General features: G+C 66.1%; 21 protein-coding genes. 11 read left to right on the top strand and 10 right to left on the bottom strand.

The window, feature by feature from the left end:
• Positions 1-37: 37 nt before the first annotated feature.
• Positions 38-946 (top strand): DMT family transporter, encoded by a 909-nt coding sequence (locus AC1RLU_RS04120; RefSeq protein ID WP_492794001.1) that lies wholly within the window; start codon positions 38-40, stop codon positions 944-946.
• On the opposite strand, the gene AC1RLU_RS04115 is transcribed toward AC1RLU_RS04120, so the two are convergent.
• Complete coding sequence (locus tag AC1RLU_RS04115; RefSeq protein ID WP_492793999.1) at positions 947-2,200, bottom strand: class I SAM-dependent methyltransferase; 1,254 nt, start codon at positions 2,198-2,200, stop codon at positions 947-949. It abuts the gene before it with no gap.
• A gap of 147 nt (positions 2,201-2,347) precedes the next feature.
• Here AC1RLU_RS04115 and AC1RLU_RS04110 point away from each other — a divergent pair, with 147 nt between their 5' ends.
• The 3 genes from AC1RLU_RS04110 (at position 2,348) to AC1RLU_RS04100 (ending at position 4,449) form a co-directional block, all read left to right on the top strand.
• Positions 2,348-3,043: a class I SAM-dependent methyltransferase gene (locus tag AC1RLU_RS04110; protein ID WP_492793998.1), complete on the top strand. Its 696-nt coding sequence runs from the start codon at positions 2,348-2,350 to the stop codon at positions 3,041-3,043.
• Positions 3,044-3,134: 91 nt separating this feature from the next.
• A complete protein-coding gene (locus AC1RLU_RS04105; RefSeq protein ID WP_492793997.1) occupies positions 3,135-3,974 on the top strand; it encodes a hypothetical protein in 840 nt (279 codons plus the stop codon).
• Positions 3,975-3,978: 4 nt separating this feature from the next.
• Positions 3,979-4,449, top strand: coding sequence for a hypothetical protein (locus AC1RLU_RS04100; protein ID WP_091856346.1), 471 nt, complete (start codon positions 3,979-3,981; stop codon positions 4,447-4,449).
• Positions 4,450-4,479: 30 nt separating this feature from the next.
• On the opposite strand, the gene AC1RLU_RS04095 is transcribed toward AC1RLU_RS04100, so the two are convergent.
• The 4 genes from AC1RLU_RS04095 to AC1RLU_RS04080 form a co-directional block, all read right to left on the bottom strand.
• Positions 4,480-4,884: a GtrA family protein gene (locus AC1RLU_RS04095; protein ID WP_142112771.1), complete on the bottom strand. Its 405-nt coding sequence runs from the start codon at positions 4,882-4,884 to the stop codon at positions 4,480-4,482.
• A gap of 40 nt (positions 4,885-4,924) precedes the next feature.
• On the bottom strand, positions 4,925-6,232 hold the full coding sequence (locus tag AC1RLU_RS04090) for a hypothetical protein (protein ID WP_492793996.1): 1,308 nt from the start codon (positions 6,230-6,232) through the stop codon (positions 4,925-4,927).
• Between the two features lie 143 nt (positions 6,233-6,375).
• Positions 6,376-7,437, bottom strand: a complete 1,062-nt coding sequence (locus AC1RLU_RS04085; protein ID WP_492793995.1) for a class I SAM-dependent methyltransferase — start codon at positions 7,435-7,437, stop codon at positions 6,376-6,378.
• A gap of 118 nt (positions 7,438-7,555) precedes the next feature.
• Positions 7,556-7,924 carry an ArsR/SmtB family transcription factor gene (locus tag AC1RLU_RS04080; RefSeq protein ID WP_082617545.1) on the bottom strand — a complete coding sequence of 123 codons (369 nt, stop codon included), beginning with the start codon at positions 7,922-7,924 and terminating at the stop codon, positions 7,556-7,558.
• A gap of 151 nt (positions 7,925-8,075) precedes the next feature.
• On the opposite strand from AC1RLU_RS04080, the gene AC1RLU_RS04075 reads away from it, so the two are divergent.
• A complete protein-coding gene (locus AC1RLU_RS04075) occupies positions 8,076-9,284 on the top strand; it encodes an MFS transporter (RefSeq protein WP_492793992.1) in 1,209 nt (402 codons plus the stop codon).
• A 17-nt stretch (positions 9,285-9,301) separates the two neighbouring features.
• Here AC1RLU_RS04075 and zigA read toward each other — a convergent pair whose 3' ends face one another.
• Positions 9,302-10,513, bottom strand: a complete 1,212-nt coding sequence (gene zigA / locus AC1RLU_RS04070) for a zinc metallochaperone GTPase ZigA (RefSeq protein WP_492793991.1) — start codon at positions 10,511-10,513, stop codon at positions 9,302-9,304.
• A gap of 227 nt (positions 10,514-10,740) precedes the next feature.
• Between zigA and carB the strand changes: the two genes are divergently transcribed.
• The gene (gene carB / locus AC1RLU_RS04065; RefSeq protein WP_492793989.1) at positions 10,741-14,058 is read left to right on the top strand and encodes a carbamoyl-phosphate synthase large subunit; all 3,318 of its coding nucleotides are present in this window, start codon (positions 10,741-10,743) and stop codon (positions 14,056-14,058) included.
• 102 nt (positions 14,059-14,160) lie between these two features.
• Positions 14,161-14,634 (top strand): transcription elongation factor GreA, encoded by a 474-nt coding sequence (gene greA / locus AC1RLU_RS04060; protein ID WP_061969309.1) that lies wholly within the window; start codon positions 14,161-14,163, stop codon positions 14,632-14,634.
• Positions 14,635-14,751: 117 nt separating this feature from the next.
• Here the strand turns inward: greA and AC1RLU_RS04055 are convergent, their stop codons facing one another.
• On the bottom strand, positions 14,752-15,363 hold the full coding sequence (locus tag AC1RLU_RS04055; RefSeq protein WP_492793987.1) for a MarC family protein: 612 nt from the start codon (positions 15,361-15,363) through the stop codon (positions 14,752-14,754).
• 178 nt (positions 15,364-15,541) lie between these two features.
• Between AC1RLU_RS04055 and AC1RLU_RS04050 the strand changes: the two genes are divergently transcribed.
• A complete protein-coding gene (locus AC1RLU_RS04050; protein ID WP_113584637.1) occupies positions 15,542-16,033 on the top strand; it encodes a hypothetical protein in 492 nt (163 codons plus the stop codon).
• An 11-nt stretch (positions 16,034-16,044) separates the two neighbouring features.
• On the opposite strand, the gene AC1RLU_RS04045 is transcribed toward AC1RLU_RS04050, so the two are convergent.
• Positions 16,045-16,509, bottom strand: coding sequence for an Lrp/AsnC family transcriptional regulator (locus AC1RLU_RS04045; RefSeq protein ID WP_492794319.1), 465 nt, complete (start codon positions 16,507-16,509; stop codon positions 16,045-16,047).
• Between the two features lie 61 nt (positions 16,510-16,570).
• Between AC1RLU_RS04045 and AC1RLU_RS04040 the strand changes: the two genes are divergently transcribed.
• The 3 genes from AC1RLU_RS04040 to AC1RLU_RS04030 all read left to right on the top strand — a co-directional run bounded on the left by AC1RLU_RS04040 (position 16,571) and on the right by AC1RLU_RS04030 (position 19,668).
• On the top strand, positions 16,571-17,581 hold the full coding sequence (locus AC1RLU_RS04040; protein WP_492793985.1) for a mitochondrial fission ELM1 family protein: 1,011 nt from the start codon (positions 16,571-16,573) through the stop codon (positions 17,579-17,581).
• Positions 17,582-17,668: 87 nt separating this feature from the next.
• The gene (gene trxB / locus AC1RLU_RS04035; RefSeq protein WP_113584635.1) at positions 17,669-18,634 is read left to right on the top strand and encodes a thioredoxin-disulfide reductase; all 966 of its coding nucleotides are present in this window, start codon (positions 17,669-17,671) and stop codon (positions 18,632-18,634) included.
• A gap of 143 nt (positions 18,635-18,777) precedes the next feature.
• Positions 18,778-19,668: a LysR family transcriptional regulator gene (locus tag AC1RLU_RS04030; protein WP_061969317.1), complete on the top strand. Its 891-nt coding sequence runs from the start codon at positions 18,778-18,780 to the stop codon at positions 19,666-19,668.
• Positions 19,669-20,233: 565 nt separating this feature from the next.
• On the opposite strand, the gene AC1RLU_RS04025 is transcribed toward AC1RLU_RS04030, so the two are convergent.
• Both AC1RLU_RS04025 and AC1RLU_RS04020 read right to left on the bottom strand, forming a co-directional pair.
• Entirely contained in the window at positions 20,234-20,785 is a 552-nt protein-coding gene (locus tag AC1RLU_RS04025) for an NADPH-dependent FMN reductase (RefSeq protein WP_061969319.1), read from the bottom strand.
• Positions 20,786-20,911: 126 nt separating this feature from the next.
• On the bottom strand, positions 20,912-21,487 hold the full coding sequence (locus tag AC1RLU_RS04020) for a methylated-DNA--[protein]-cysteine S-methyltransferase (RefSeq protein WP_061969321.1): 576 nt from the start codon (positions 21,485-21,487) through the stop codon (positions 20,912-20,914).
• Between the last annotated feature and the right edge of the window lie 3 nt (positions 21,488-21,490).

Genomic DNA, 21,490 nt, shown 5'->3' with positions numbered 1-21,490 from the left:
ATCGGGGGCAACTTCTCGTCATCGATGGATCGACGCCATGTCCTCCTCAAGTTGCGCCTCCCCCGCGCTGACCGCCTCAGGCTCCCAGCGCCTCGACCCGACGCTGGTCTTCACCGTGACCTTCACGGTCATGGCCTGGGCCTCCTCCTTTCCGGCGATCCGCGCCGGGCTCGCCGGCTTCGGCCCGGCCGAGATGGCGGCGCTGCGCTTCGCGCTTGCCGGTGGTCCGGCCGCGCTCTTTCTCATCGCGACGCGGGCGAAGCTGCCCGAGCTTGGCGACATCTGGCGCTTCCTCGTCGGCGGGGTGATCTTCATCGCTGGCTATGCGCTTCTCTTGAATTTCGGCCAGCGCGTCGTGCCGGCGGGCCCCGCCGCCTTCATCATCAACACCAACCCGATCATGACGGCCGTGCTCGCCATGATGATCCTCGGCGAGCGTTTCAGCCTCACCGCCTGGCTCGGCACGGCCATCTCCTTCGCGGGCATCGGCGTGATCGCGCTCGGCAAGGGGCTCGACGTCGAAATCGGCATCAGCGTGCTGCTGATCCTCGGCGCCGCCTTCTGCAACGCCATCACCACGGTCGTGCAGAAGCCGCTCTTCGCCCGCTACAAGCCGCTCCATGTCGCCGCCTGGAACATGGCGATCGGCGGCTTCGTGCTGCTGCCCTTCCTGCCCTCGGCGATCGAGCAGGCACAGGTCGCCCCCGCGATTTCGTTCTGGTCGGTGGTCTATCTCGCGGTGGTGCCGAGCCTGATCGCCTACGGCACCTGGGCGATCACCCTCTCGCGCCTGCCGGCCGCCCGCGCCTCGAACTTCCAGTATGCCGTGCCGCCGATGGCGATGCTGATCGGCTTCCTCTGGCTCGGGGAAATCCCCACGGTCTTCGGGCTGATCGGCGGCGCAATGGCCCTCGCCGGGGTGGTCGTCGTCAACCTCAAGCGCTGATCAGAACCCCCTCGCCTCCAGCGCCTTCTCGTCATCCGCGATGTAGTCGCGGATGATCGGGACGGCGCTCTTGTGCTGACCGAGCAGGAGCTGGAACACCATGTCGCCGCCGATATCGAAGGAGATCGAGCAGGCGCAGAGGTAGAATTCCCACATCCGGGCGAAGCGCTCGCCCATCATGCCGACGACCTCCTCGCGCTTGGCCATGAAGCGCTCGCGCCAGGCTTCCAGCGTCCAGTGGTAGTGCCGGCGCCAGAACTCGCAGTCGGACGCCCACAAACCCGTCTGCTCCTGCGCCGCGAAGACCTCGGACAGCGCTGGCGCATAGCCGCCCGGGAAGATGTATTTATCGAAGAAGGGGCCGGTGAAGCCCGGCGGCCCGACGCGGCCGATACAGTGGACCAGCGCGATCCCGTCCGGCGTCAGCAGATCGCGAATCCCGCCGAAGTACTCGCCGTAATGCGCGACGCCGACATGCTCCATCATGCCGACTGAGACGATACGATCGAATTTACCACCCAGCTCGCGATAGTCCTTGTTGATGAAGGTGACGGCGTCGCCGACGCCGGCCGCTTCCGCCCGCTTCTGGGCCGCCGCCATCTGCTCGGGCGAGACGTTGAGCCCGGTCACCTTCGCGCCGCAGGCCTTGGCGAGGTAGATCGCAAGCTCGCCCCAGCCCGAGCCGATATCAAGCACGCTCATGCCGGGCTCGATCCTGAGCTTGGCGGCGAGATGGCGGAGCTTCGCCTTCTGCGCGTTCTCCAGCCCAACATCGGGGCTGTGCCAATAGGCGCAGGAATAGGTCATCGTCTCGTCGAGCCAGAGCCGATAGAAATCGGTCGGGATGTCGTAGTGATGCTTGACCTTTTTGCCGGCGACGCCGAGCGGGTTATGCATCCGCCAGCGCCGGATCTTGAAGCGCACCTTGCGGATCGCCTGCTGCAACGGGTCCTTGCGCATCTCGCGGCGCTGCAGCCAGAACAGCGTCAGCAGGTCGTGGATCGTGCCTTCCTCGAAATCGATCCGCCCATCCATATAGCCTTCGGCCAGGGCGAGCTCGGGATTGAGGAAGAGCTCGCGCTCGACGCGGTTGTCGTGGAAACGCACGGTCACGGAAGGCGCGGTCTTCTTGACACCCGCGAAGAGCAGTTCCGCCGGCCCCGAGCCGAAGACATGCTTCTTGCCGTCGGGCGTGATGACCGTCAGGCGACCGTGGCGGACGAACCGCTTGAGCAATCGCGGCAGCAGCAGCATGGGCGCTCCTCGTCTCGATTCGACATCCGGACGAAGCGACAACTAAAGCCGAAACGCCGCGGCCTCGAAAGCCCGGCTGTTGCAGAGCCACCCGGCTTATGCGTAGTCATCGCGAACATCGCTGCAACCCGAGGGTCGACCGAACACATGTCCTGGCGCGATTTCTGGAATGGCGAGCATTCGATCTACGTCTCGCCACGCCACAAGACCCTGCATTACCGCGCCATCGCGACCGATCTCATCGCCCATATCCCGGCCGGCGACGCCGTCGTCCTCGACCATGGCTGCGGTGAGGCGCTGGATGCCGGCCGCGTCGCCGCATCCTGTGGGCGGCTCTATCTCTGCGAGGCGGCGCCGACCGTTCGCGACAAGCTGCGCGCGCAGTTCGGCCGCAAGGAAAATATCGTCGTGGTCTCACCGGAAGAGGTCGAGGCCCTGCCCCCGGCCTCGCTCGACCTCGTGGTCGCCAACTCCTTGCTCCAGTATCTCTCGCGCGACGAATTGAAGGCGCTGCTCGAAATCTGGCGGGACCGACTGAAGCCGGGTGGCGCACTGGTCGTCGCCGACATCATCCCGCCCGATGTCAGCCCCCTGACCGACGCCTCGCAATTGCTCGCCTTCGCCTGGCGCGGCGGCTTCCTGCTGGCGGCCCTCGGCGGCCTCGTCCGGACCGTCTTCTCGGACTATCGCAAGCTCAGGGCGCAATACGGCCTTTCGACCTATACCGCGGACGCGATCACGGCCCTGATCCGTGAAGCGGGCTTCGCCGATGTGCAGCAACCGAAGAACTTCGGGCACAATCCGCACCGGATGACGTTCAAGGCAACCAAGGCCAAGATATAGACGAAAGTAGAATTCGAGCCGGAAATTCGGCGGTCTGCATCGATATTACCTTACGGAATTTCGCCAAACACCTTGATCTGGCGGATCAGATATGGCTTTGAGCGCGGCTTGCCCCTTCAGGCGCGAGATTTCCGTGCAGGACCAGTTCGTCTGCCCTTACTGCGATGCCGCGCTCAATCGGGGCGTGCTGTCGTGCCGCTGCTGCGGCCGGGACCTCACCCCCGTGCTGCCGCTGCTGCATCGTCTCGACGCGCTGGAACAGCGCCTCGCCGCCTTCGAGAAAAGCGCCGAGGACGATCGCGCTGCAATGGCCCGCACTTGGGTCGCCGAACCTCAAAGAGCTGCCGCCGTCGAGCCTGCCGGGCCTTGGCGGGAAGCCGAGCCACGCGTCCTGCCGGTCGCGCGCCGGCGCTTCTGGGTGCTGCCCTTCGGCCTGGTCTTGCTGCTGCTCGCCTATTGCGCGGTCATCCTCTGGCTCGACCTGCCGCTCTGGACCCTGCGCCTGTCCTCGATCGCGATCCCCTTCCTGACGGGCCTGATCTATTTCGGCCTCCGTCCGCGCCTGCTCGCCTTCGATATCGGCGTTGCCATCGCTTTCGCGATTTTTTCTGTCGGGACCATGAACGCGTTGCTGAGTTGGCACGACAACATACCGCTCCTTCCGCAAGGGCCGGCAGCCTGGCGCGAGACTTCGTTCTACGCGCTGAGCATCGGCGCTTCCATGTTCTCGGGGATGTTGCTGCGCGTGACGCAGGCTGCGCTGACCGCGCGTGGCCTCGTTTCGCTGCCGGAACTGCGAAAGGGGCTGCAGGCCGTCCACGGCAAGGTGCCGATGGAAACGCTGAAGACGATCGAAACCACCATCCTGATGGCCGGCACCGCCATTTCGGCAATCGCCGGTCTCATTGCCGCAATCCTGGGAGTGAAATAGGACGATGATGAAGTCTGTGCTCGCTCGGCACATGCTGCCTGCCGTTCTCGCCACCGCCGCCATGCTGACGGCGGTACAAGCCGCCGACCCGGTCCACCTCATCACCCGTGAGGAAGCCGGCCTGCCGGCCGCGGCCAAGACACCGGCCAGCACGCGCAATCTGACGCGCGGCCCCGGCATCGACACCCTGCCGACCCCGGACAAGGGCGTCGACGGCAAGCCCTTCCGCCTCGCCGTGCGCTTCATGCCGAGCAACGGCGTTCCGATCGACCCCGCGACCGTGCGCGTCTTCTACCGGCGCCAGCCGCCGATCGACATCACCCAGCGGATCAAGCCGTTCATCACGCCCGCCGGGATCGACGCACCTTCGGTCGTCGTCCCGAGCGGCAGCCATGTCATCGAGATCGAGGCCACCGACAAGGAAGGCCGCGTGGGCCGCAGGCAGCTCACCCTGACCGTCGCCCCGACGCAGTAAAGCCGGACAGGGCGGTGCGAGCCTGTCGCCTCACGCCGCCCTGTCCGCGAAGCTGAAGAACTTGTGGCCGAGGAAGGAAAACACCATCACCACGCCCGTGGTGACCAGTTGCATCGGCAGATAGGGCAGCCCCGCCCGCGCTACGAACAGATGCATCAGGATGCCGGTGAGCACGAAGCCGCCGGCCGCGATCAGGGCGAAGCGCCAGCCGGCCTGGGCATGGCTGCGGGTCGCATCGAAGGTCATCCAGCGATTGAGCGCGTAGGACACCAGCGCGCCGACGATGAAGCCGGCGAGCGTCGCCGGCACGGGATCGATGCGGCCGAGCTCGACCAGTCCGATCAGTACGCCGTAATGCGCGACTGCGGTCAGCCCGCCGGCCAGGACATAGGCGGCGAGCTGGCGAAACTGGCGCGGATACTGGCGAAGCGGCATCCGCGCTTCCTAGAGGATGCCGTGGGTTCGCGGAAGCCCGTCAGCCGGCGTCGCTGCCAGCCAGATTGGCCGGCATGCCACCGACGGGCATGTCGAGCCCCTGCTTCAACGTATCCAGATGGAATTCGCGGATGCGCCCATTGGCGGGATCGCTGACGAAGACGCTGCCGCCGATCACGGCGAGGTTCGGCGTCGGGGTCTTGGCTCCATAAGCGCAGTCGAAGGCGGCAACGGCATCGAAGGCCGCGAGCTCCTTCCAGGCCGGCGCGATCTCGTAGATCCTGAGCTTGCCGTCCGGCGTCAGATTGGCGAGGCGGCTGCCATTACCGCTCAGTTCGAACTGGCAGACAGCCTGCCCGCCCGGCACCGCCAGCACATCGTCCGCCTTGAGCGCCTTTGCATCCGGATCGATCCGCAGCAGCGCGTCATACGGCGCCTTCAGCCCGTAATTGCCGACAAGATAGCGCCCGCCGGCTCGCGACTTCAGCGCGCTGACACGGCGCTCGTCGGGATAGCCGAGCTTGCGCCCGCTCCATGCCGCGGCGGTTCCCTGCCCGGCCTTTGCCAGCACGAGCAGGCCACCGCCCTCGCCCTCGGCGCAGCCGAAAACATGGCGCCCCCGCGCTTCGGCCGAGCCGTGGAAGAGCTTGCAGGAGGCATCGGGCTTTCCGGCATCGTCGAACAGCGCGACCCGCTTCCAGTCCTTGCCCTGCTCGAGAATCTCGAAGCCGTTGGGTCGCGAGGAGGCGCTGCGGTCGTCACCCCTGGCATAGGCGGGGTTGGGGATCGACATCAGCCATTGCCGGTTGCCGAGCGGCACCGCGATGCCGTGCTGCGGCGCCGGGCTCGGCCAGATCGTGACACCGGGTTTACCCTTGGCGAGGCTGTCGATCGCAACCAGCACCGCCTTCGGCTCGCTCTTGCCCTCCCAGGGCCGCAGCCCGTCGAAGAACAGCGCGAGCTGGCCATGGCCGGAGAGCACATGCGCCGGCCGGTCGCCCTTCACGGCGAAATCGAGCAGCTTCGGCGGCGCCTTGTCGAGATCGACATGGTCGCCATGCGATTCCGCGATCAGCCCGGTATCGAGGATACCAAGCGTGCCGGCCTCGTCCCCGGTCTTCACCACGACATAGCGCCCGCCGGAGACGCCGGCGAAACCGGGATTGGCCTTCGGCACGTCGAAGCTATCAGTGACCTCGCCGCTGTCGAGATCGAGGATGCGAACCACTGGCTTTTCGTGATCGGCGAAGATCAACCGCCCGCGCAGCGGCGCATGGTCATGGGCGAAAGCCGCCGAGGCGAGCAGGCAGCCGGCGAGGCCAGCGGCAGCGAAACGGAAGGAAGGCACGGGAAACTCCAAGGCGATTAAGCAATGATATAACATTGCATTACTGCCTCGGGAACTCAACCCGCTGCCGCGCTCCCGCAGTGGACAATGCCGATATGGCCGGCGCGCTCCAGCGCCGGCGCCCCGCTGTCAATCAGGCAGCCTCAGGCCCTGACCTCGAACACCATGTTGAACGGCGTCTCGGTTGCGCGGCGGAAATGCTGGAAGCCCGCATCCATCGCGACCTTGCGCAGCCGCATCTCGCCGGCTTGCGCGCCTAGCCCCAGCCCGACCTCCTGCGAGAGCGAGGCCGGCGTACAGATCATCGTCGATGCCCCGTAGAAGATCCGCCCGACCGGGTTGAGGTTGTCCTTGAGATGATCATGCGCGAAGGGCTCGACGATCATCCAGCTCCCGTCCTTGGCCAGCGACTCCCGCACATGCTTTCCTGCCCCGACCGGGTCGCCCATGTCGTGCAGGCAGTCGAACATCGTCACGAGGTCGTATTTCCGCTCCGGAAAGTCCTTGGCCGAGGCGCGCTCGAAAGTGATGCGGTCGACAACACCGGCCTTCTCCGCCGCCTCGCGCGCCCGCTCGATCGACGGCCCGTGATAGTCGAAGCCGTAGAAGCGCGATTGCGGATAAGCCTGTGCCATCAGGATGGTGGAGGAGCCGTGCCCACAGCCGACATCGGCGACGGTCGCCCCGCGTTCGAGCTTGGCCTTGACGCCATCGAGCGCCGGAATCCACTCCGCCGTCAGATGCGCATTGTAGCCCGGACGGAAGAAGCGCTCGGTTCCGCGGAACAGGCACTTGCTGTGTTCGTGCCAGCCAAGCCCCGAGCCGTTGCGGAAGGCCTCCTCGACCTTCGGCTCGTCGAGCCACATCGACTGGATGATTTCGAAGGCCCCGGCGAAGAAGGCCGGGCTGTCCTCCTCCGCGAAGGCCATGGCTTGCTCCGGCGACAGACTGAAGCTGTCGCTGCCTTCGTCATAATCGACATAGCCGGCCGAGGCCTGACCGGCGAGCCATTCGCGCAGATAGCGCTCCTTGAGGCCCGTCTTCTGCGCCAGCTGTTGGGAGGTGACGGGCTCGCCATCCCCCATGGCCTTGTAGAGGCCGAGCTGGTCGCCCAGCACGATCAGAGCGCCGGTGATGGAAGCTCCGACATCACCGACGAGACGCTCCACCAAAGTATCGAGTTTCTGAGGGTCGGCAGCACGCATGGCCATCCTCCTCGGGTTCGAGCGTGGCCGGTGCCGTATCGCGAACCGGCTCGACGCCATCGCGGAAACGATGACGTTAAACCTGTCCGGATGCCTGTCAACGAGGCGACGTCTGCCCCTACGCCTCGTCGCTGCCGGAAAGCCATTCCGGCCCGAGACGCGGCAGATTCGGGTCCCGCCGGGCGGTCTCGATCACGCTGGCGATGAGCCCCGGGAAGCGCTGGTTCAACTCGTCGCGCCGGATGCTGAGATAGCGCGAGGTCCCCTCCACCCGCATGCGGGTGATCCCAGCCTCGCGCAGCTTGGCGAAATGGTACGAGAGCAGCGAGGGCGAGGCGAGCGCAGTGAAATGGCTGCAGCGCGCCTTGTCGACCTCGCTGACCTCGGCCAGCGCGACGAGGATGCCGAGCCGGATCGGGTCGGCCAGCGCCGCGAACACGTCGGCGGGCGCGACATCCTCGATATCGGGGTGGAAAACCGGCTTCATGGCATCCGGGATAGGCGATGCGACCGCTCCTGACAATATTCAACATTCATTGAAATTACCCTTGTGGTAATTGCGAGGCAGGTTTATTTCAACGATCCTTGAATTTCGAACCGTGCTTTCGAAACAGCGATCATCCGCAAGGATCATTCCCATGGATACGCGCCTTCTCTCGCTCGCCGGCGGCGCCTTCGCCATCGGCACGGGCAGCCTGATCGTCACCGGCATCCTGCCCCATCTCGCCTCCGGCCTCTCCGTCTCCGTCGACACAGCCGGCCTGCTCATCTCGATCTTCGCGCTCGCCTACGCCATCGGCTCGCCGATCCTCTCCACCATCCTCGGCGATACCGACCGCAAGACGGTGCTGGTCGGCGCGATGACCGTCTTCGGCCTCGCCAATCTCGGCGCCGCCTTCGCCGGGGACTTCTGGGTGGTGATGGCCGCCCGGATCGTGATGGCGCTCGCCGCCGGCGTCTTCATGCCCGCCGCCAATGCGGTCGCCGTCGCGGTCTCCGCCCCCGAGCGGCGCGGACGCGCCATCGCGCTCGTCACCGGCGGCATGACGGTATCGCTGATTCTCGGCATCCCCATCGGCACGGCCGTGGTCGGCTTCGGCGGCTGGCACCTCGCCTTCCTGATCGTGGCGGGCTTGAGCGCGCTCTCGCTGGCGGGCCTTCTGGTCAAGCTGCCCAGGGGCCTGCCGCATAGCACGAACACGATGCGCGAGCGGCTCCAGGTCGCGGGCCGCAGCGACGTGCTGCTGGCGCTCGCCACGACCATGCTGTGGACCACCGGCGCCTTCGTTCTCTACACCTATATCGCCCCCTTCCTGACCAACCATGCCGGCATCACCGGCCCCTGGCTCGCCGCGACGCTTGTCGTCTCCGGCATCGGCTCGGCCATCGGCAACCAGCTCGGCGGCATCGCCAGCGACCGCTTCGGCCCCGAGCGCACGCTCACCGTCGTGCTGACGATTCTGGCCGCGGCGCTCGCCACCGCCTCCATCATCGCGGTCGGGCTGCCGCCGGCGCTGGCGATCTGGCCGATTCCCTTCGTGCTGCTGGTCTGGAGCGCGGCGGGCTGGGCCGGCCACCCCTCGCAGATGTCGCGGCTGGCCGCGATGGCGCCGGATGCCACCGTGGTCGCGCTCTCGCTCAATGCCTCCGCGCTCTATTTCGGCATCGCGGCGGGCGCGGCTTTGGGCCAGCAGGTCATGCGCCATGTCGGCACCTGGCCGCTCGGCTTCGTCGGCGCCGCCTGCGAGGTCGCAGCGCTCGCGGTGCTCGCATTCACCCTCTATCGCAAGCGCGCCGCCAAGCGCGTGCCGCCCCTTTCGGAGGCAGCCGCGCCGGCCCGAAGCTGAGACGGTGCGGCAGGGGTTCAGGCCGCCTCCGCCCGCCGCCAGGCCGGGAACGGATCGGGCAGGTCGCGATAGCGCTCCGGGTTGAAGCGCAGCGGCAAGGCGTCGCCCACGAGGCAGAGATCGAGCGCGGCGCGAATCGCCGCCTCGTCGAGTTCAGTGCCGATGAAGACCAGCTCCTGCCGGCGATCGCCCCAGACGGAATGCCAGTTGCGGTTCAGGATCGCCTTCCATTCGGGATGGTCGGGCCAGTGCGAGCGCGGCACGGCCGCCCACCAGAAGCCCATCGCCTCGGTGCGGCAGATGCTGCCGGCGAGCGACATCTCGCCGACCCAGTCCGGCCGCGTTGCCAGCCAGAAATGCCCCTTGGCGCGGATCAGCCCCGGCCATGTCCGCTCCAGGAAAGCATTGAACTTCTCGGGATGGAACGGGCGTCGCGCCCGGTAGACGAAGGAGGCGATGCCGTACTCCTCCGTCTCCGGCACATGGTCTTTGAAGCCGTAGAGCTCCTTGTGCCAGAGCGGATGTTCCTGCGCCTTCTCATGGTCGAACAGCCCGGTATCGAGCACGGCATCGAGCGGCACCTTGCCGAAATCCGCCTCGATCTGCCGCGCATCCGGGTTGAGCGCGCGCACGATCCTGCTGACGGCCTCGCACTGCTCGGGCGAGGCGTCCGAGATCTTGTTCAGCACCACCACATCGGCGAACTCGATCTGCTCCACCAGGAGGTCGACCAGCGTGCGCTCGTCGCCCTCGCCTGCCGTCTCACCGCGCTCACGCAGGAAATCGCGCGAACCGTAATCCCGCAGCAGGCTCGCGGCATCGACCACCGTGACCATCGTGTCGAGCCGGGCGACATCCGACAGCGAAAGCCCTTTCTCGTCGCGGAATTCGAAGGTCGCGGCGATCGGCAGCGGCTCGGCGATGCCCGTTCCCTCGATCAGAAGATAGTCGAACCGCCCCTCCCCCGCGAGACGGCGCACCTCGGCAAGCAGATCGTCACGCAGCGTGCAGCAGATGCAGCCATTGCTCATCTCGACCAGCTTCTCGTCCGTGCGCGAGAGCTGGCCGCCGCCCTCCCGCACCAGATCGGCATCGATATTCACCTCGCTCATGTCGTTGACGATGACCGCGACCTTGCGGCCCTCGCGATTGTTCAGGATGTGATTGAGAAGGGTCGTCTTGCCGGCGCCGAGGAAGCCGGACAGGACGGTGACGGGCAAATGACGCATCGGAGACACCTTGATATGAAATGTTATAACATAACTTTCACAGGATACCCGCGCCTGGCAAGTGCCATGACGAAGCCGTGCACATCTGGCCGTGCCGCTCCTTTTAGCTTTCCCCCGCGGCCTTCGCCGTCTATAGCGAGCGCCTAGCATTCATTCAGACGCTCGCACGGCTCCGCTCGCCCGACCGGAGCAGCCTTGCGCGCGCCTGTCCAAGACCGGTCGAGATCATGCCCAAGCGCACAGACATCAAGTCCATCCTGATCATCGGCGCCGGCCCCATCATCATCGGACAGGCCTGCGAGTTCGACTATTCCGGCACCCAGGCCTGCAAGACGCTGAAGGCCGAGGGCTACCGGATCATCCTGGTCAACTCGAACCCGGCGACGATCATGACCGATCCGGACCTGGCCGACGCGACCTATGTCGAGCCGATCACACCCGAGATCGTCGCCAAGATCATCGAGAAGGAGCGCCCCGACGCGCTGCTGCCGACCATGGGCGGCCAGACCGCTCTGAACTGCGCGCTCTCGCTCAAGAAGATGGGCGTGCTCGAGAAGTTCAACGTCGAGATGATCGGCGCCACCGCCGAGGCGATCGACAAGGCCGAGGACCGCGAGCTCTTCCGCGAGGCGATGACCAAGATCGGCCTCGACACGCCGCGCTCGCACCACATCAAGACGCTCGGCCAGGCGCTCGACGCACTTGAGGATATCGGCCTGCCGGCGATCATCCGCCCGTCCTTCACCATGGGCGGCACCGGCGGTGGCATCGCCTACAACAAGGGCGAGTTCATCGACATCGTCGAGCGCGGCATCGACGCCTCCCCCACCAGCGAGGTCCTCATCGAGGAGAGCGTGCTCGGCTGGAAGGAATACGAGATGGAGGTCGTCCGCGATAAGAAGGACAACTGCATCATCGTCTGCTCGATCGAGAATTTCGATCCGATGGGCGTCCATACCGGCGATTCGATCACCGTCGCCCCGGCGCTGACGCTGACCGACAAGGAATACCAGATCATGCGCGACGCCTCGCTGGCGGTGCTGCGCGAGATCGGCGTCGAGACCGGCGGCTCGAACGTCCAGTTCGCGATCGATCCCGCCACGGGGCGCATGATCGTCATCGAGATGAACCCGCGCGTTTCGCGCTCCTCCGCTCTCGCCTCGAAGGCGACGGGCTTCCCGATCGCCAAGGTCGCGGCGCGCCTTGCCGTCGGCTACACGCTCGACGAGATCGAGAACGACATCACCGGCGGCGCGACCCCGGCCTCCTTCGAGCCGACGATCGACTATGTCGTCACCAAGATCCCACGCTTCGCCTTCGAGAAGTTCCCGGGCTCCGAGCCGACGCTGACCACCGCGATGAAGTCGGTCGGCGAGGCCATGGCGATCGGCCGCACCTTCCAGGAATCGCTGCAGAAGGCGCTGCGCTCGCTGGAGACCGGGCTCGACGGCCTCGACGAGATCGAGATCGAGGGCTACGGCAAGGGCGACGACCGCAACGCCATCAAGGCGGCGATCTCGACGCCGACGCCGGACCGCATCCTCCAGGTCGCCCAGGCCATGCGCGCCGGCTTCAGCGACGAGGAAATTCACGAGAGCTGCAAGATCGACCCGTGGTTCCTCGCCCAGATGCGCGAGCTGGTCGAGACCGAGGAGAAGATCCGCCGGATCGGCCTGCCGACCACACCCGGCGCCTTCCGCCAGATCAAGGCGATGGGCTTCTCGGACAAGCGCCTCGCCGCCGTCTCCGGCAAGACCGAGGCCGAGGTCAGGACGCTGCGCCGCGCGCTGGAGGTCCGCCCGGTCTACAAGCGCATCGACACCTGCGCGGCCGAGTTCGCCTCGCCGACCGCCTATATGTATTCGAGCTACGCCATGCCCTTCGCCGGCAAGGCCGCCGACGAGGCCAATCCCTCCGACCGCAAGAAGATCGTCATTCTCGGCGGCGGGCCGAACCGCATCGGCCAGGGCATCGAGTTCGATTATTGCTGCTGCCACGCCTGCTACGCGCTGCGCGACGCCGGCTACGAGACCATCATGGTCAACTGCAATCCGGAGACGGTCTCGACCGACTACGACACCTCCGACCGGCTCTATTTCGAGCCGCTGACGGCGGAAGACGTGCTCGAGATCCTCGAGACCGAGAAGCAGAACGGCACGCTGATGGGCGTCATCGTCCAGTTCGGCGGCCAGACCCCGCTGAAGCTCGCCAACGCTCTGGAAGAGGCCGGCATCCCGATCCTCGGCACCTCGCCTGATATGATCGACCTCGCCGAGGACCGCGACCGCTTCAAGCGCCTGCTCGACAAGCTGCACCTCAAGCAGCCGAAGAACGGCATCGCCTACTCGGTGGAGCAGGCCCGCATCATCGTCTCCGAGCTCGGCCTGCCTTTCGTCGTGCGGCCCTCCTATGTGCTCGGCGGCCGCGCCATGGCGATCATCCGCGACGAGGTCCAGTTCGAGGACTACCTGCTCGGCACCCTGCCCTCGCTGATCCCCTCCGAGGTCAAGGCCAAGTACCCGAACGACAAGACCGGCCAGATCAACACGGTGCTCGGCAAGAACCCGCTGCTGTTCGACCGCTACCTGTCGGACGCTATCGAGGTCGATGTCGACTGCCTCTGCGACGGCAAGGATGTCTTCGTCGCCGGCATCATGGAGCATATCGAGGAAGCCGGCATCCATTCCGGCGATTCGGCCTGCTCGCTGCCGCCGCGCTCGCTCTCGGCCGAGGCCATCGCCGAACTGGAACGCCAGACCAAGGCGATGGCGCTCGCGCTCGACGTCGGCGGCCTGATGAACGTTCAGTACGCCATCAAGGACGGCGATATCTACGTGCTCGAAGTCAACCCGCGCGCCTCACGCACGGTGCCCTTCGTCGCCAAGGTGATCGGCGTGCCCGTGGCCAAGATCGCGGCGCGCGTCATGGCCGGCGAAAGCCTCGCGAGCTTCAGCCTGAAACCGCCAAAGCTCGCCCATGTCGGCGTAAAGGAGGCTGTCTTCCCCTTCGCGCGCTTCCCCGGCGTCGACGTCCTGCTGGGGCCGGAGATGCGCTCGACGGGCGAGGTCATCGGCCTCGACCGCTCCTTCGACACGGCCTTCGCCAAGAGCCAGCTCGGCGCCGGTTCGAAGGTGCCGGTCAAGGGCACGGTCTTCGTCTCCGTGCGCGACGAAGACAAGCCGCGCATCCTGCCGGCGGTCCGCATCCTCGCCGATCTCGGCTTCCGCATCCTCGCCACCGGCGGGACGCTGCGCCACCTGCAGGAGCAGGGCATCGCGGCCTCCAAGATCAACAAGGTCCTGGAGGGGCGCCCGCACGTCGTCGACGCGCTCAAGAACGGCGAGATCCAGCTCGTCTTCAACACCACCGAGGGGCCACAGGCTCTTGCGGACTCCCGTCCGCTGAGGCGCACCGCCCTCTTGCACAAGGTGCCCTATTATACCACCTTGGCAGGCGCGATCGCGGCGGCGGAGGGCATCAAGGCCTATTGCAGCGGCGATCTCGAAGTACGATCCTTGCAGTCGTATTTCGAACGCGCGGCCTGACAGGCCGTTCGTCGCGAATTCGGATACTGAGCGGAAGCGCGGGAACCGGCGGTCGATATGCCGCCGGCGGGCCGCGCTTTCGGAGCTTATGGGACGGAAAGAATGGAAAAGGTTCCGATGACCGCGGGCGGCTTCGCTGCCCTGGAGGCCGAGCTGAAAGACCGTCAGCAGGTCCAGCGCCAGCGCATCATCACCGCGATCGCCGAAGCGCGCGCGCTGGGCGATCTCTCCGAGAACGCGGAATATCACGCGGCCAAGGAAGCCCAGTCGCTCAACGAGGGCCGGATCATGGAACTCGAATCGCTGATCGGTCGCGCCGACATCATCGACGTCTCCAAGCTCGGCGGCGAGACCATCAAGTTCGGCGCCACGGTCAAGCTGATCGATGACGATACCGAGGAAGAGAAGAGCTACCAGATCGTCGGCGAACCGGAATCGGACGTGAAGTCCGGCAAGGTCTCGATCGGCTCGCCGATCGCGCGCGCGCTGATCGGCAAGAAGGTCGGCGATTCCGTCCAGGTCAACACGCCCGGCGGCGGCAAGTCCTACGAAGTCGTCAGCGTCGTCTTCCGCTGAAATGAACGTCATTCTCGGGCGAAGCGCAGCGCAGACCCGAGAATCTCATGAAAGGGAGGCATAGGAGCCTTCTTCGGCCAGAGATGCTCGGGTCTTCGCCCGAGCATGACGGCGCTTCTACCCCGCCAGCACGTCCCGCATCGCCTTGATGATGCCGTCCACGGCGACGCTCGCCAGGATCAGCCCCATCACGCGGCTGATGACGCTGGCGCCGGCATTGCCGATCACCGCGATGATCCGCGAGGCGCAAAACAGCAGCACGAGCATGAGTGCGAAGATGATCGCGATCTGGCCGATGGTCTCGGCCTGCTCGGCGAGGCTGAATCTCGAATTGTCGGTCACGGTCATGACGGTCAGCATCGCGCCCGGACTGGCGATGCTGGGGATGGCCAGCGGGTAGACCGCCTTTTCGAGATCCGAGGAACGCAGCAGCTTCTGGTCCTCCTCCAGCTTCGATTCGCCGAAGATCATCGTCAGCGCGAACAGGAACAGCACGATGTTCCCGGCGATCTGGAAGGAGCTCAATTCGATATCCATCGCCGACAGCAGCACCTGGCCGAGCAGGATGAAGAACAGCAGCACGAGGAAGGCGACGAGTGAGCCGTGCAATGCGATGCGCCGCGCAGCAGAGGCGCTCAAGCCCGCTGTGACCGCCAGGAAAACCGGCAACGTCCCGATCGGGTCGATCACGACCCAGAGCTTCACGAACTCCGTCAACCAGCGATCCACGATAGCGCCCTCTTGTCTGCCGCGCGCGACGGACCGCGCGTCTCCCCCGCCTCGATAGGCCGCATTTCGACACGACTTGGCAACCACCCCCGGGCATGATCGACGCGAAGGCCGCGGCCATGGACTATCGCCGCTCCGCACCTACATTGAAGCGACAGGCTTTTTCGGAGATCCGACCATGATGACGCGTCGACATGTTCTGGCGTCCGCGCTCGGCGCCACCGCGCTGGCCCTGGCGCCGGCCATTTCACCCGCTGCGGCTCAAGGGACTGCGGTCGGCACCATCCGGGTCGAGGCCCTGCCCTCGGTCGTCGAGGCGTGGGGGCCGAACCTGCCGATGGTGAAGGCCGAACTGGCGAAAACCCTGACCGAGATTCTGGGGCCGACGCTGCAGCGCGGCGCCGGCACCCGGCTCGTCGTCACCATCGGCCGCCTCTGGCTCGCCAGCGATATCCGGGGCGGTCGCTTCTCAGGCGCCAGCGACGATTATCTCGAAAGCACGGCCACGCTCTACGACCGCAGCGGCCGGCCGCTCGCCAGCTACCCGATCCGCTCCACCGAATCGTCGAGCGGCGCCGGCAATCCGCAAGTGGCGGATGTCGACCCGCTTCGCCTCAGGGCGCTCGCCCGCAACAATGCCTGGTGGATCAGACACTATCTCGCGGGCTGAGGACGCGGCTGTCAGCCGAAGGGAACGATCGGCTCGTCCTTGACCCGGTCGAGGGCGAGCGCGGTGCGGACATTGCGGACATTCGGCATCGCAGTCAGCTCCGAGACGAAATCCTGGAAGGCCTTCAGGTCCGCCGTGACGCATTTCAGGGAGAAGTCGATATCGCCCGAGAGCGTCCAGCACTCTCGCACCGTCGGCCAATTCCGAATCCGCTCCTGGAAGGCGATGAGATCCGCCTCGGCCTGGCTCGCCAGATGCACGAATGCGAAGCAGACCACCTCGAAGCCGAGTTTCCGCTCGTCGAGATCGGCATGGTAGCCGCGGATCAGCCCGGCCTCCTCCAGCGCGCGGACGCGCCGCAGGCAGGGCGGCGGCGAGATGCCGACGCGGCTGGCGAGCTCGACATTGGTCATGCGCCCATCGGCCTGGAGTTCGCGCAGGATGCGCAGGTCGATATCGTCGAGTTTGGGGCGCAACGAACATTCCCGCGTGAAGGTCGCGCTGGTGTAGACGGCGCGGCCAAGCGATACAAGGCGCATGCCACGAGCCCAGACCGCCATGCACGACAATCCGGAGCCGACCGTCTGGGTCCTCACCGACGGCAAGGCCGGCGACGAACTCCAGTGCCTGGGCGTCGCCGAGCGATTGGGCGTCGTACCCGAAATCCGCCGCGTGAAACCCCGCCGGCCCTGGGCCTGGCTGATGCCGCGCGGGCCGATCGACCCGCGCGAGGCGCCGGACCGCCCGGCAAGCCCGCTCAAGCCCCCCTTCCCCGACATCGCCATCGCGTCAGGCAGGCGTGCCGTCGCCTATCTGCGCGCCCTGAAGCAGGCCTCGAACGGCGCGACCTACACCGTCTTCCTCAAGGATCCGCGCACCGGCCCCGGCACGGCCGATCTGATCTGGGTCTCCGGCCATGACCGGCTGCGCGGCGACAACGTCCTGGCCACCACGACCTCGCCGCATCGCCTGACGCCCGGGAGGCTCGCCGCCGCCCGCGTCGCGCCGCCTGCGGCCATCGCGAGCTTGCGCAAGCCGCGTGTCGCGGTACTCGTCGGCGGCGACAGCCGGCATCACCGCTTCACCCCGGCCGATAGCGAGCGCCTGGCAGGGCAGCTCGACGCGCTCGCCAGCTCAGGCGCGAGCCTGATGGGCTCGCCCTCGCGACGCACCTCGCCCGCACTGGCAGCTGCCGTCGCCACGGTCTTCGCCAAGCATGGCGGCTGGTGGTGGGACGGTACGGACGAGAATCCCTATCTCGCCCTGCTCGCCAATGCCGATGCCGTGGTCGTGACGGCCGACTCCACCAACATGATCGGCGAGGCGGCGGCGGCGGGCCAGCCCGTCCTGGTCTTCGAGCCCACGGGCGGCCATCCCAAGATCGCGGCGCTGGTCTCGGCGCTGGAACGCGAGGGCGTTGTGCATCGCTTCTGTGGACGCCTTGAAGGCGAGGCTTACGAACCGATAGACTCAACGCCGATCATAGCCGATGCGATACGGCAAGGCTGGCTGCGCCACCGGGCGACGTTGGGGTTCACGGGCTCCTGAACCGGGCCGCTCTTGTTTCGGTGCTACGCCTGCGTATCTGACGGATCGAGACTGCGGCTCCAAGCCCGCAGGAGAGGAACTGAGACGATGGCCCACACCCATGCCCGCGTCATGATCGTCGGCTCCGGCCCGGCCGGCTACACCGCCGCGATCTACGCCGCCCGCGCCATGATGGAACCGGTGCTGATCTCCGGCCTGCAGGCTGGCGGCCAGTTGATGATCACCACCGATGTCGAGAACTATCCGGGCTTCGCCGACGTCATCCAGGGCCCATGGCTGATGGAACAGATGCGCGCCCAGGCCGAGCACATGGGCACCCGCATGGTCTCCGACCATATCGCCCGCGTCGACCTCTCGCAGCGCCCGTTCCGGCTCTGGGGCGACGGCGGCGAAACCTATTCCTGCGATGCGCTGATCATCGCCACCGGCGCCCAGGCCAAGTGGCTGGGCCTGCCCTCCGAACAGGCCTTCCAGGGTTTCGGCGTCTCGGCCTGCGCCACCTGCGACGGCTTCTTCTTCCGCAACAAGGAGGTCGCCGTCGTCGGCGGCGGCAACACCGCCGTGGAAGAGGCGCTCTATCTCGCCAATCTCGCCAGCAAGGTCACGCTGATCCATCGCCGCGACAGCCTCCGGGCCGAGCGCGTGATGCAGGAGCGCCTGTTCAAGCACCCGAAGATCGAGGTGGTCTGGGACAGCGAGATCGCCGAGATCTGCGGCGGCACCACCCCGCCCAACGTCACGCATCTGCGCCTGAAGAACCTCAAGACCGGCACCGAGAGCGAGCTTAAGACCGACGGCGTCTTCATCGCCATCGGCCACAAGCCGGCGACGGAGCTCTTCGTCGGCCAGCTCGCCATGAACGAATCCGGCTATCTCGACGTCGAGGCCGGCACGACCCGGACCAATGTCGAGGGCGTCTTCGCCGCCGGCGACGTCACCGACGAGCATTATCGCCAGGCGGTGACGGCAGCCGGCCTGGGCTGCATGGCCGCGCTCGATGCCGAACGCTGGCTCGCCGCCAGCGCGCTGGATCGCCGCGAAGCAGCGGAATGAAGCCTTTGGCGCAACCCATCACTGACTCTGATGGGTTGCGTCACCAGATTCACGGCGAATAACGCAGACTTCTGCCACACAGACATTGACGCACCACGCCTTTATCCCCCATCATGCAAAAAACGCATAGCGGGGGAAGCGCGGTGGATTGGGACCGCATTAGAATCTTTTATACGGTCGCGGAGTCAGGCAGCTTCACAAAAGCTGGCGATGTTCTCGGCTTGAGTCAATCGGCCGTCAGCCGGCAGATCGGGGCGCTCGAGCGAGAGCTGCGCGCGCCCTTGTTCCACCGGCATACGCGCGGGCTGATCCTGACCGAGCAGGGCGAGCTGCTCTGGCGAGCGGCGCGCGAGATGACGCAGCGGCTGGAGCGGACACGCTCGCAGCTCTCCGAGACGCGCGAGCATCCTTCGGGCGAGCTCAAGGTCACGGCGACGCGCGGCCTTGGCGGCCATTGGCTGACGCCTCGCCTCGCCGAGTTCCTGGATCTCTATCCCGACATCAGGGTCGAGCTCATCCTCACCGACGAGGAACTCGACCTGTCGATGCGCGAGGCCGATATCGCGATCCGCCTGCGCCAGCCGCAGCAGCCGGACCTGATCCAGCGCAAGCTCTTCACGGTGCACTTCCACGTCTACGCCTCGCCGGCCTATGTGAAGCGCTTCGGCGAGCCCAAGAGCTACGACGATCTCGACAACCACCGCATCCTCTCCTTCGGCGGCACCTCGCCGTCCTACCTGACGGCGGTGCACTGGCTCGGCACGATGGGGCGCGACCAGCGCAATCCGCGGCCGATCCATCTGACGGTCAACAATATCACCGCGATGAAGCGCGCGGTGGATTCGGGCGCCGGCATCGCCGTGCTGCCGGATTACCTGATCGAAACCGGCTCGCCCCTCGTGCAGTTGATGCGCGAGACCGAGATGCCGCAGCTCGAAAGCTATCTGGTCTATCCCGAGGAGATGAAGTCGGTCGCCCGCGTCCAGGTCTTCCGCGACTTCCTCATCCAGAAGGCCCAGCGCTGGACCTACTGATTTCTCCTGTCTCCGCGAAGAATCGGGCGCCGCAAGGCGCCCGATTTGATTCTGGCGGTTTTGTGACCATTCCCGCGTTTCGCATGCGCCATATTCGGACAGTTCGCCTGAAAACTGTTCAGGAGCGGACGAAATGCCGGTTTTCGCGGGACCTGCAACTTTCCCGCGCAGGCCTCATCCTGCAATGAACGCATATTTCTCAATCATTTAGGCTCAAATTCACGCCATCTGCCCTTGGTTCATGCAGTCACTGCATGGCGGACCCAAGATATGTTGCATTGCAAAACGGCAGGTCATGCCCGATATTGAACTCACGGTTGTTCGAAACGGGCTCCGCAATCTCCTCCCGGCGTTGAGTTCGTTTCAGCCGTTCCCCTCTGAGATGTTTGGCGGTTTCGCCAGATGTTTCAAACTTTTAAAGCCGGCTCCCCTCGGGGACGCCGGCTCTTTTTTTGCGTGGAGGCTGGGATCTCCGTCAGCCTGCCTGCCTCCCCACATCCCCGGAAATGAGAAAGGCGCCGCCCAGAAGGGCGACGCCTTGGCGGCAGCGCGACGCTGGCGTCGATCAGGCGGCGAGCTTGCCGGCGATCTGGGCGAAATTGTCGATGAAGCCCTGCAGGAAGCCGCGCGTGGCCTCGTTGGTGACGTTGTGCTGGGCGTCGACCAGATCGTCCTTGAAGGTGACGAAGACCTGACCACCCACGACGACTCCGGCGAGGTTGGTCAGGATCATCCGCAATTCGTTCTGGGAGACGGCCGTGCCGACGGCGCCCCCGCTGGTGCCGGTGACCGCGACGGTCTTGCCCGCCCAGGAATTCTTGCCATAGGGGCGCGAGGCCCAGTCGATGGCGTTCTTGAGCACCGCGGGAATCGAGCGGTTATGCTCGGGCGTGACGATCAGGATCGCGTCGGCGGCCTCGATCTCGCGCTTCAGGCGCAGGGTCGATTCCGGCCGGTTCGGCTCCAGGTCCTGGTTGAACATCGGCAGGTCGTCGATTTGGATGATGGTCGCGTCGAAGGCGCCGGCGCTCAGCTTCACCAGCGCCTCAGCCAGCTTGCGGTTGATCGATTCGCGGCGGTTGCTGCCCACGATGACGGCGAGCTTCAGTTTGGCCATGATAGTCCCCAGTGGAGGGTGGAAAGGCCGGAACAGTAGAGGCCGCAGCCACGGCCACGCAAGCAGCGGAGCCGCAAGGGGGACATTGCGCGATTTCAAGCTGCGAGGCCGGGGGCCTCCCACTCATCAGTGTCGCCCGGGCCGGGCCGCCAGCGGCAGGGCATCGAACAGGCTGGGCTCGGCGCTGGTGCGCGCCTTCTCGATCGTCAGGATCCTGAGCTTGATCTCGACGCCGCCCTCGGCCGAAAAGCCACCGGTCTTGCCACCTGCCGCCAGAATGCGATGGCATGGTACGATGATCGGCCAGGGATTCTGGCCGAGTGCGACGCCGACGGCCCGCGCCGCGCCGGGGTCGCCGATACGCTGTGCCACCTCGCCATAGGTCAACGTCTCGCCATGCGGGATGGCGAGCGCGACCTCGTAGACCTTGCGATTGAACTCGGAGACGTTCTCCAGCGCCACCGGCAGATGGGAGAGGTCGCGCTTCTCGCCGTCGAACAGCGCGCGAATCCCGGTCACGGCTTCCGCGACGAAGCCTTCAGCCTCCGTCTCGTCAGCCTCAGGGAAGCGCCGCTCCAGGCGCTTGCGGGCGGCCGCCTCGTCGCGCTCGGGCAGTTGCGCGCCGATGAAGCGCTCCCCCTCCCAGACAACGGCGCAGGGGCCGATCGTGGTCTCGAACAGATGGAAATGCTGGTTGGCCATGCT

The organism is Allobosea sp. GW822-FHT05A11 (assembly GCF_058800455.1).
Note: the sequence above shows the minus strand (reverse complement) of the source record. Positions and strands in the feature narration are given on the sequence as shown.

Excerpts from the sequence above, each read along its gene's own strand:
- greA (WP_061969309.1), top strand. The coding sequence starts at position 14,161 with ATGGAAAAGGTTCCGATGACCGCGGGCGGCTTCGCTGCCCTGGAGGCC.
- AC1RLU_RS04100 (WP_091856346.1), top strand. The coding sequence starts at position 3,979 with ATGATGAAGTCTGTGCTCGCTCGGCACATGCTGCCTGCCGTTCTCGCC.
- AC1RLU_RS04020 (WP_061969321.1), bottom strand. The coding sequence starts at position 21,487 with ATGGCCAACCAGCATTTCCATCTGTTCGAGACCACGATCGGCCCCTGC.
- AC1RLU_RS04080 (WP_082617545.1), bottom strand. The coding sequence starts at position 7,924 with ATGAAGCCGGTTTTCCACCCCGATATCGAGGATGTCGCGCCCGCCGAC.
- AC1RLU_RS04085 (WP_492793995.1), bottom strand. The coding sequence starts at position 7,437 with ATGCGTGCTGCCGACCCTCAGAAACTCGATACTTTGGTGGAGCGTCTC.
- zigA (WP_492793991.1), bottom strand. The coding sequence starts at position 10,513 with ATGCGTCATTTGCCCGTCACCGTCCTGTCCGGCTTCCTCGGCGCCGGC.
- AC1RLU_RS04120 (WP_492794001.1), top strand. The coding sequence starts at position 38 with ATGTCCTCCTCAAGTTGCGCCTCCCCCGCGCTGACCGCCTCAGGCTCC.
- AC1RLU_RS04075 (WP_492793992.1), top strand. The coding sequence starts at position 8,076 with ATGGATACGCGCCTTCTCTCGCTCGCCGGCGGCGCCTTCGCCATCGGC.
- AC1RLU_RS04050 (WP_113584637.1), top strand. The coding sequence starts at position 15,542 with ATGATGACGCGTCGACATGTTCTGGCGTCCGCGCTCGGCGCCACCGCG.
- AC1RLU_RS04040 (WP_492793985.1), top strand. The coding sequence starts at position 16,571 with ATGCCACGAGCCCAGACCGCCATGCACGACAATCCGGAGCCGACCGTC.
- carB (WP_492793989.1), top strand. The coding sequence starts at position 10,741 with ATGCCCAAGCGCACAGACATCAAGTCCATCCTGATCATCGGCGCCGGC.
- trxB (WP_113584635.1), top strand. The coding sequence starts at position 17,669 with ATGGCCCACACCCATGCCCGCGTCATGATCGTCGGCTCCGGCCCGGCC.
- AC1RLU_RS04105 (WP_492793997.1), top strand. The coding sequence starts at position 3,135 with ATGGCTTTGAGCGCGGCTTGCCCCTTCAGGCGCGAGATTTCCGTGCAG.
- AC1RLU_RS04025 (WP_061969319.1), bottom strand. The coding sequence starts at position 20,785 with ATGGCCAAACTGAAGCTCGCCGTCATCGTGGGCAGCAACCGCCGCGAA.
- AC1RLU_RS04095 (WP_142112771.1), bottom strand. The coding sequence starts at position 4,884 with ATGCCGCTTCGCCAGTATCCGCGCCAGTTTCGCCAGCTCGCCGCCTAT.
- AC1RLU_RS04110 (WP_492793998.1), top strand. The coding sequence starts at position 2,348 with ATGTCCTGGCGCGATTTCTGGAATGGCGAGCATTCGATCTACGTCTCG.
- AC1RLU_RS04115 (WP_492793999.1), bottom strand. The coding sequence starts at position 2,200 with ATGCTGCTGCTGCCGCGATTGCTCAAGCGGTTCGTCCGCCACGGTCGC.